Below are 7,154 nucleotides of genomic sequence, written 5' to 3'. Positions count from 1 at the left end.
GCTCGAGTGGGATGCCCATCTGCGCTCCATCGACGGGCTGGGCCGCGACTACCGCGCTTGACACCTGCAAGGGTCGCGCCCTCGCGGCGCGGCCCCTTCCACGGGGCCATGCCAAGGGCAGGCTGCTGAAAACTCCGGTCGCGACGCGCATTGAGGAACACCATTCATCGCCACCAAGGTATGACCGAGGTGGCGATGCGCGGATCGGACGAGGTGACGGGGGCGCTGTTCAGCCACGCCGATCCTGAGGAGCGCAACCCGTCCCGGCATCCGCCGCGCGCGATCGGATCCGTCGTCAACGATGCCCTGCATTCCCTCGAGGCCGGGTTCGATCGTCTTTATGCTGCCAAGGGCCGTCCTTCCATTGCGCCGGACCGTTTGATCCGCGCCAGCCTGTTGTAAATCCGCTGCTCGGTCCGGTCCGAGCGTCAGCGCGTGGAACAGATGGACGGCCCTGTTGCACCCATCCTGTGACGGAGTCATCTCATGAATCCAGGGTGGTATCTGGGATACGTGAGCAGGCAGACGCGGCTGACAGCGGACCTATAGCGATGCCGCCCTCAGACCTGCCTTTCGATGAACGTGCTGTTTGGCATGGCGCTCCGGCGGACGGCCGGGCTCGTCGAGAGCCTGTTGCGCCTGATCGGCCTCGACTGAACCTTCAGCACCTCCATGTCGCGCCGCCCGCCGAGACGGTCGAGCACCCTCGCCATGGCGTCAAACCCATGCTCGAGCACGGGGAAGAGCAGGCGGCCCTCGTCGGTCGGCACCAGCCCCTGAGGGGTTCTCAGGAACAGCGCCGCGCCCAGCAGGTCCTCGAGCCGCGCGACCTGGTGGCTGACGGCGGCCTGGGTGACGCGCAGCTCGATGGCGGCCTTGGTGAAGCTGCCCTGGCGCATGGCGACCTCGAACACCCGGGGGGCATTGAGTGGCAGGTCGGGGCGATCCATGGCCGTACCTCAGCTAATGGCAGGCCATAAGATTTGTCGTTTGATGGCTTGGATCAAGCCGAAATATACAGACCGCATGACATCATGTGATGTCACACTCAGGCGCCACTGGCGCAGATCCTGAAAGGAATGGTCCCATGCGGTTCACCGCTACCGTCCTGTCGCGACAGGGCTCGCTCTCGGCCTGTCCATAGCCACTGCCTCCGTCGCTGAAACGCCTGTCGAGGCGCTCGCCGACACCGTCGCCCGGATCGAGGAGCAGCTCGGCGCCCGCGTCGGCGTCTCGTTCGTAGATACCGGCTCGAGTTGGTCCTGGTCTCATCGCGAGGATGAGCTCTACCTCATGAACAGCACGGTGAAGGTGCCGGTCTGCGGCGCCATCCTCGCACGCCGGGATGCGGGCACGCTGTCGCTCTCCGATGCTCTGCCGGTGCGCGAGGCCGACCTGGTGCCCTATGCGCCCGTCACCGAGACGCGGGTCGGCGGCACCATGACCATCGACGAGCTCGGCCTCGCGGCGCTCGACATGAGCGACAACGTGGCGGCGAACATCCTGATCGCGCATCTCGGCGGGCCGGAGGCGGTGACGCAGTTCTTCCGCCGCGTCGGCGAGCCCTACAAACCGCACGCCATATGAGACGGCGCGCGCCAGCGAGAAAGCAAGACCAACGATGTGATGGTGTACCTTTCAGCCGCAACGATCAGGACGCTCCGACGAATGTCCCGGGCGCCATTGCCCGCGAAGCAGATAGGAACCTGATCTGCGGATCCCATCCACTGCCCGGCAGTGCATGTTTACATGCACGAGAGGGAGGGCCAGCGGCAATGACCGCGTCAACAGATCCCATGATGAGTGGCGCAGAACGGATCGTCTGTGCCATGGCAAAAATGAGGAGATCTGATAATGACACATTCGTCCGATACGCCAAAATCTATTTCATATGACCACACGCTCGTTCTCGCGATATAGTTGAGCAGCAAATCGTGGGTTTTAGCGGCACAAGTGCCAGGCCTGCCACGATCCAAGACCCGAAAAACGATCGCCCCCGAAAAGCTGGCCCTTGAAGCGGCGATTGATGGGTATCGGGCCCGAGCCGCCACTGCCGGCTATCGGGTCGATTGTGTGATCGCAGCTTATGAAGCTGGCTGGTGTGGATTCTGGCTAGCGCGATGGCTGACCGCAAAAGGGGTCGAGGTTCACGTCATCCAGCCTTCAAGCGTCCCAGTGGATCGCCGCATGCGTCGGGCCAAGTCCGATGGCATTGATGCAGAGTTGCTGCTCCGCACCCTGATGGCATGGCTTCGTGGAGAGCCGCGAGTCTGCTCCATGGTACCAATTCCGGATGAAGCGGACGAAGATGCACGGCGAAGCATCCGCGAGAGGACAGAGCTGATCTCGGAGCGCGTTGGCCTTACCAACCGGATCGGCGCCGTCCTGGCGACACTAGGCGTCGAGGGCTACAACCCGCTCCTTCAGAGCCGGCGGCGTCGATTGGTGGATCTGCGCACCGGGCTGGGCGAGCCGCTGCCGCCAAACGCGCTCGCAAAGATCGAACGACTGTTAAGTAGGCTCGAGCTTGTACTCACCCAGATCGCTCAGTTGGAACGCGAGCGTGATGCCGTAGTCGAGGAACCCGCCAATGATGAGGCCGGCAAAATGATCCAACAACTTTGCCGGTTACGTGGTGTTGGAGTGCAGAGTGCCACGGTGCTAGTTCGCGAGGCCTTCGTGCGCCACTTTGCCAATGGCAAGGCGTTGGGATCGTATGCTGGTCTTACGGCGACGCCCTACAACAGCGGAGGTGTGGAGCGTGAGCGAGGGATCGGGAAAGCCGGAAACAGGCGGCTTAGAACGACGATGGTTGAACTGGCGTGGCTCTGGCTACGCTACCAGCCTGGTGCCGCGCAGGTTACCTGGTTCCGAGAGAGAACAGGCCAGACTGGTCGGCGCGTGCGGAAGGTGATGATCGTGGCGCTTGCCCGAAAGCTGCTGATTGCCCTTTGTCGGTTCGTCACTGACGGGGTGGTTCTGCAGGGGGCGACCATGAAACCCGCCCCATAACGGTCAACGAGATCAGGCTGCTCTGCGACGGCATAGTGGCTTGGTGACCGAGGGAACGTCGCCGTTGTCCAGCGTGGCACCATAAATGCCGTCTTTACAGAGTGGCGCCCTTCCTTGGGAGCTCTCCAGTCCCGAAAGCGGGACAGTGGTTGGGATCTTCATCCCGCCGGATGTGAGGTTTGCAGACAGGGGTCTGCCGAAAGAGAGTTCGCCTCGGGCACCGAAAGCGGAAACAAACTATTGACGGAGAAATCATCATGTGAGGCCGGACACAAGACCGCTTCTGAAAAGATACACAAGATCATTTAAGCCTTGCTATGCAGGAGCCATCCACACAGGACATTCGCTGCGTGAACAACATCAGGAGCTGCCCAAATTCACACGACGAGGACTCTTGGGGGGAAACGTTGACGCATTGCGCTGACTACGAGATGCTGGAACAAATTACGAACAAGAGGCCATCTCGCATGCCCAAGAACATCCTAATCTTTTCCGATGGGACCGGCCAAGTCGGTGGGCTACGACCCGACCAGCGGCTCTCGAACGTCTACAAGATGTATCGCGCGATGCGTCCCGGACCGTCATCCCCGATCGATCCGAGGGAACAGGTCTGTTTCTACGACGCAGGTCTCGGTGCGGGTGAGGTTGGAGGCCTCACGCTCCAACGGATCAGGAACATCTTGTCGGCCGCGGTCGGCACCGGGATCGATGAAAACGTCATCGATTGCTACGAGAAGATCATCTCCTATTATGAACCTGGTGACCGTATCCTCCTCTTCGGGTTTTCAAGAGGAGCATATACGGTTCGAGCCGTTGCCAATGTGATGAACCTTTGCGGAGTCCCGACAACGATGCCGGACGGATCGCCGGTGCCGCGCTTCGGTCCGCGACTTCGGAAGATCGCGAGTGACGCGGTAAACTTCGTCTACAATCATGGCAACGGCTATCCGCGCGGCCAGAAGCCCTATTACGAACGTCGCGAGGAACTCGGCCGCCGGTTCCGGCAGAAGTACAGAAGCTTCGTGCCGGATGCGCATGAAGACGTTCAGGGCAACGTCCAGCCTACGTTCATCGGCGTTTTCGACACCGTCGCTGCGCTCGGGAACGCTCAGGTGAGTCTACTTGCCGGCTTCATCGTTTCCGCCCTCTTTGTCGCCTCCTGCGCGTCGCTTTGGTTCTCCTGGCCATGGTACGTCTGCCTTCCCCTTCTCGGCCTCCTTGGCCTCATCGGGTTCTGGTACGGCAAGTTGAAGTGGTCGCAATGGAAGTACTTCTCACCGGACGAGACAAGGCCGCTCAAACTGTCCCGTCTCTCAGACTGGGCTGCGATCTGGAAATACGGCCACTACGCCAAGTGGAATCTGGAAAACTACGACCAGTGGCTCGATTCTGATGTCGGTCATGCTCGCCATGCGCTCGCGATAGACGAGCAGCGTAAGAACTTTCCCCGCGTGAAATGGGCGATGGCGGCTGAAGCCGAGAAGACCGAAGGCCGTGCCCCGCCGTGGTTGAAGCAAGTCTGGTTCGCTGGCTGCCACAGCGACGTTGGCGGCAGCTACCCAGAACCGGAGTCCCGCCTTAGCGACATCGCGCTCAGCTGGATGCTAGAGGAGCTGAAGGCATGTGTTCCAGACGTTCGGATCAATGAGAACAAGTTGTACGTCATGCCGGATCCGACCGGTATGCAGCATGAGGAAGCCTTCATGTTCGCATATGGTCCGATCCGTAGGCGCTGGCCAGTGGTTCCGCGCGAAGTGAGCGCTGTCTTTGCGCTCCATCCTTCGGTCATCGAGCGTCTTGAAACTGGGCTGGTTTCTCACGTTGGTGAGATGCGACCATACCGGCCCGAACAACTCCGTAACCATCCCTCGGCGAAGTCTTACTTCGACGATGGACAGTGATCAGCTTCACTGCCTTATCCGGCGGCTAAGGGCCGAGTGGCTGGGGGAGGGACTGGGACGATGACCGAAGAGGCGAATAACTATGACGGTGACCTGCTCCCCGTAGAGTCCGCGGTTATTAGTTCGCTCTGTTCAGGGTTTGGTCCTCTACTGACCGTTGGTGATACTCCCACGGGGTGAGCCCGTCGAGGCTCGTATGTGGGCGATGGTGAGTGTAGTCGACGCGCCAGGCCGAGTTAAGCTCCCGGGCGTGGCGCAGGTTGGCGAACAGGTGCTCGTTGAGGCACTCGTCGCGCAGGCGGCCATTGAAGCTCTCGACGAAGCCGTTCTGCATGGGCTTTCCCGGCGCGATGTAATGCCATTCGAGGTCAGCTCCGTCCCATTATCGCTGACCACCATGCATAGATAGCCGCGCACCCGAGCGATGCTGTCGAGCTCACGGCCAACGCGTTGCCCTGACAGCGAGCTGTCCACGACCGCTGCCAGGCATTCCCGGCTGTAGTCGTCGATGACGCAGAGCACCCGGAACCGGCGCCCATCCGACAGGCTGTCTGAGACGAAGTCCAGGGACCATCGCTGGTTCGGCCCCTGCGGGATCGCCATCGACGCCCTCGTTCCGATGGCGCGCTTGCGACCGCCACGCTTGCGCACTGTCAGGCCTTCTTCACGGTAGATCCGGTAGAGCTGGCCAAGCGATTGTTTGAACAGCATCAAATCACCCTCCCAATGGCCGAATTCCCTGCGGTGTGCGACGTTGTCCGGGCGGAACAGGATACTGACATCACGGTCGAATTCTGGAGCCCGGCGCTTCCGGGCTCGGCGCGGCCGGCGGGCCTTGCGGTGTTCGGGCAGGTACCACCAAAGCTCCTGCGCCATGTCTACCTGCGAGTAGATAGAGCGGTAGATCGTTTCCTGGCAGACCCGGAGCGTCGAGGCTTCCTGGATCAGCCGGTTGCCGATCTGCTCAGGCGTCCAACCGTTCCTGATCCGCTCGACGACCTGATTTCGAAGCTCAGGATGCCGGATCAGCTTGCGCTGGCGGGCGCGCCGACTGGTGGCTTTCTGATGCGTGGCGCCGCCGTAATAGCCATCGTAACCCGGCAGGCACTCATCGCTGAACCAGTTTCGCCTGATCTCGCGGTAGACGGTCGAACGATGCCGACCGATCTCTGCCGCAATCCTGCTGACCGGCAGCTTTGCGTTCAGCAGGTCTTCGATCCTGCGCCGCTCACGCATGTCCAGCTCTTTGTGCGCCATCGTCCTTTCTCATTGCTTTCCAGCAAGATAGGGGATTTGTCGTAACCCAGTTTAGAATGTGCCTCCTCGGCAGACAGATATCTCATAAGGTTGATTATGTAATATATAAATGCGTCCGCCGGTCAGCTTTGCGCGCGGCGCGCCGAATGGCTCTTGCGCAGCAATCCGTAGACCGCGCGCACCATCACGCTGCCCCAGAGCGCCAGCGTCAGCACCCCGAGCACCGCCGAGCCCGGCCGGTCGAAGAAGGCCAGCAGGTCTCCCTGCGTGCTGATCAGCGACTGCATCAGGTTCTGCTCGACGATCTTGCCCATGACAATGCCCAGCACCGTCGGCGCGAGCGGCAGCCCGGAGGCGTTCATAATCGCCGCCAGCGCGCCGAGCCCGATCATCACCAGCAGCCCCGACATGTCGTTGTTGATGGCGAAGGCGCCGAGACAGGCAAGGATCAGCAGCGTCGGCGCGATCACCGTAGTGGGCACGCGCAGCACCAGACCCGCCATGCGGATGCCGAGCCAGCCGAAGGGAATGAGCATGAGATTGGCAAGGAAGAACACGAGGAACACCGCGTAGACCATCTGGCCGTTTTCGAGGAACACCATCGGCCCCGGGTTCACGCCCTTGAGATAGAGCACCCCGATGGCGATGGCCGTGATGGTATCGCCGGGGATGGCGAAGACCAGCGCCGGGATCCATGCGCCCGCAAGCGCGGCGTTGTTGGCCGAGCCGCCCGCCACGATGGGCTCGATGTGGCCCTTGCCCCATTTCTCGGGCTCCCGCGTCGCGCGCCGTGTCACCGCGACCGAAATCCACGCCGCGATGTCCGCACCGGCGCCGGGCAGCGAGCCGATGGCCGTGCCCATGACCGAGCCGCGCAGCGAGGGCCACCAGTAGCGGCGCCCTGCCCGCCCGATCTTGGACAGCGCCGAGCCCGGCGCGCCCTCGGGCAGCTTGCGCACCGTGGCCTCCTGCGACAGCAGGCGC

General features: G+C 61.9%; 3 protein-coding genes and 6 pseudogenes. 5 read left to right on the top strand and 4 right to left on the bottom strand.

What is annotated here, in order from left to right; translation table 11 throughout:
- Window positions 1–195: 195 nt before the first annotated feature.
- Window positions 196–399 (top strand): annotated as a pseudogene (locus HC022_RS15625) (IS5/IS1182 family transposase); the annotation flags it as partial.
- Window positions 400–520: 121 nt separating this feature from the next.
- A pseudogene (locus HC022_RS15620) lies at window positions 521–654 on the top strand (transposase); the annotation flags it as partial.
- Between the two features lie 29 nt (window positions 655–683).
- Here the strand turns inward: HC022_RS15620 and HC022_RS15615 are convergent.
- A pseudogene (locus HC022_RS15615) lies at window positions 684–950 on the bottom strand (LysR family transcriptional regulator); the annotation flags it as partial.
- Between the two features lie 184 nt (window positions 951–1,134).
- Between HC022_RS15615 and HC022_RS15610 the strand changes: the two are divergent.
- The 3 genes and pseudogenes from HC022_RS15610 to HC022_RS15600 all read left to right on the top strand — a co-directional run bounded on the left by HC022_RS15610 (window position 1,135) and on the right by HC022_RS15600 (window position 4,913).
- Window positions 1,135–1,587, top strand: a complete 453-nt coding sequence (locus HC022_RS15610) for a serine hydrolase (RefSeq protein ID WP_167453060.1) — start codon at window positions 1,135–1,137, stop codon at window positions 1,585–1,587.
- Between the two features lie 267 nt (window positions 1,588–1,854).
- Window positions 1,855–3,012: pseudogene (locus HC022_RS15605) on the top strand (IS110 family transposase).
- Between the two features lie 467 nt (window positions 3,013–3,479).
- Entirely contained in the window at window positions 3,480–4,913 is a 1,434-nt protein-coding gene (locus HC022_RS15600; RefSeq protein WP_167453059.1) for a DUF2235 domain-containing protein, read from the top strand.
- Between the two features lie 118 nt (window positions 4,914–5,031).
- Here HC022_RS15600 and HC022_RS15595 read toward each other — a convergent pair.
- From HC022_RS15595 to HC022_RS15585, 3 genes and pseudogenes are all read right to left on the bottom strand, one after another.
- Window positions 5,032–5,600 (bottom strand): annotated as a pseudogene (locus HC022_RS15595) (integrase core domain-containing protein); the annotation flags it as partial.
- Between the two features lie 66 nt (window positions 5,601–5,666).
- Window positions 5,667–6,149 (bottom strand): annotated as a pseudogene (locus HC022_RS15590) (transposase); the annotation flags it as partial.
- A gap of 143 nt (window positions 6,150–6,292) precedes the next feature.
- Window positions 6,293–7,154 (bottom strand): tripartite tricarboxylate transporter permease (locus tag HC022_RS15585; protein WP_175583602.1); only part of this gene is annotated, 862 nt, incomplete at its 5' end.

This window comes from Salipiger sp. HF18 (genome assembly GCF_011806505.1).
Lineage (GTDB): Bacteria > Pseudomonadota > Alphaproteobacteria > Rhodobacterales > Rhodobacteraceae > Salipiger > Salipiger thiooxidans.
This window is presented reverse-complemented; position numbering and strand designations above follow the sequence as displayed.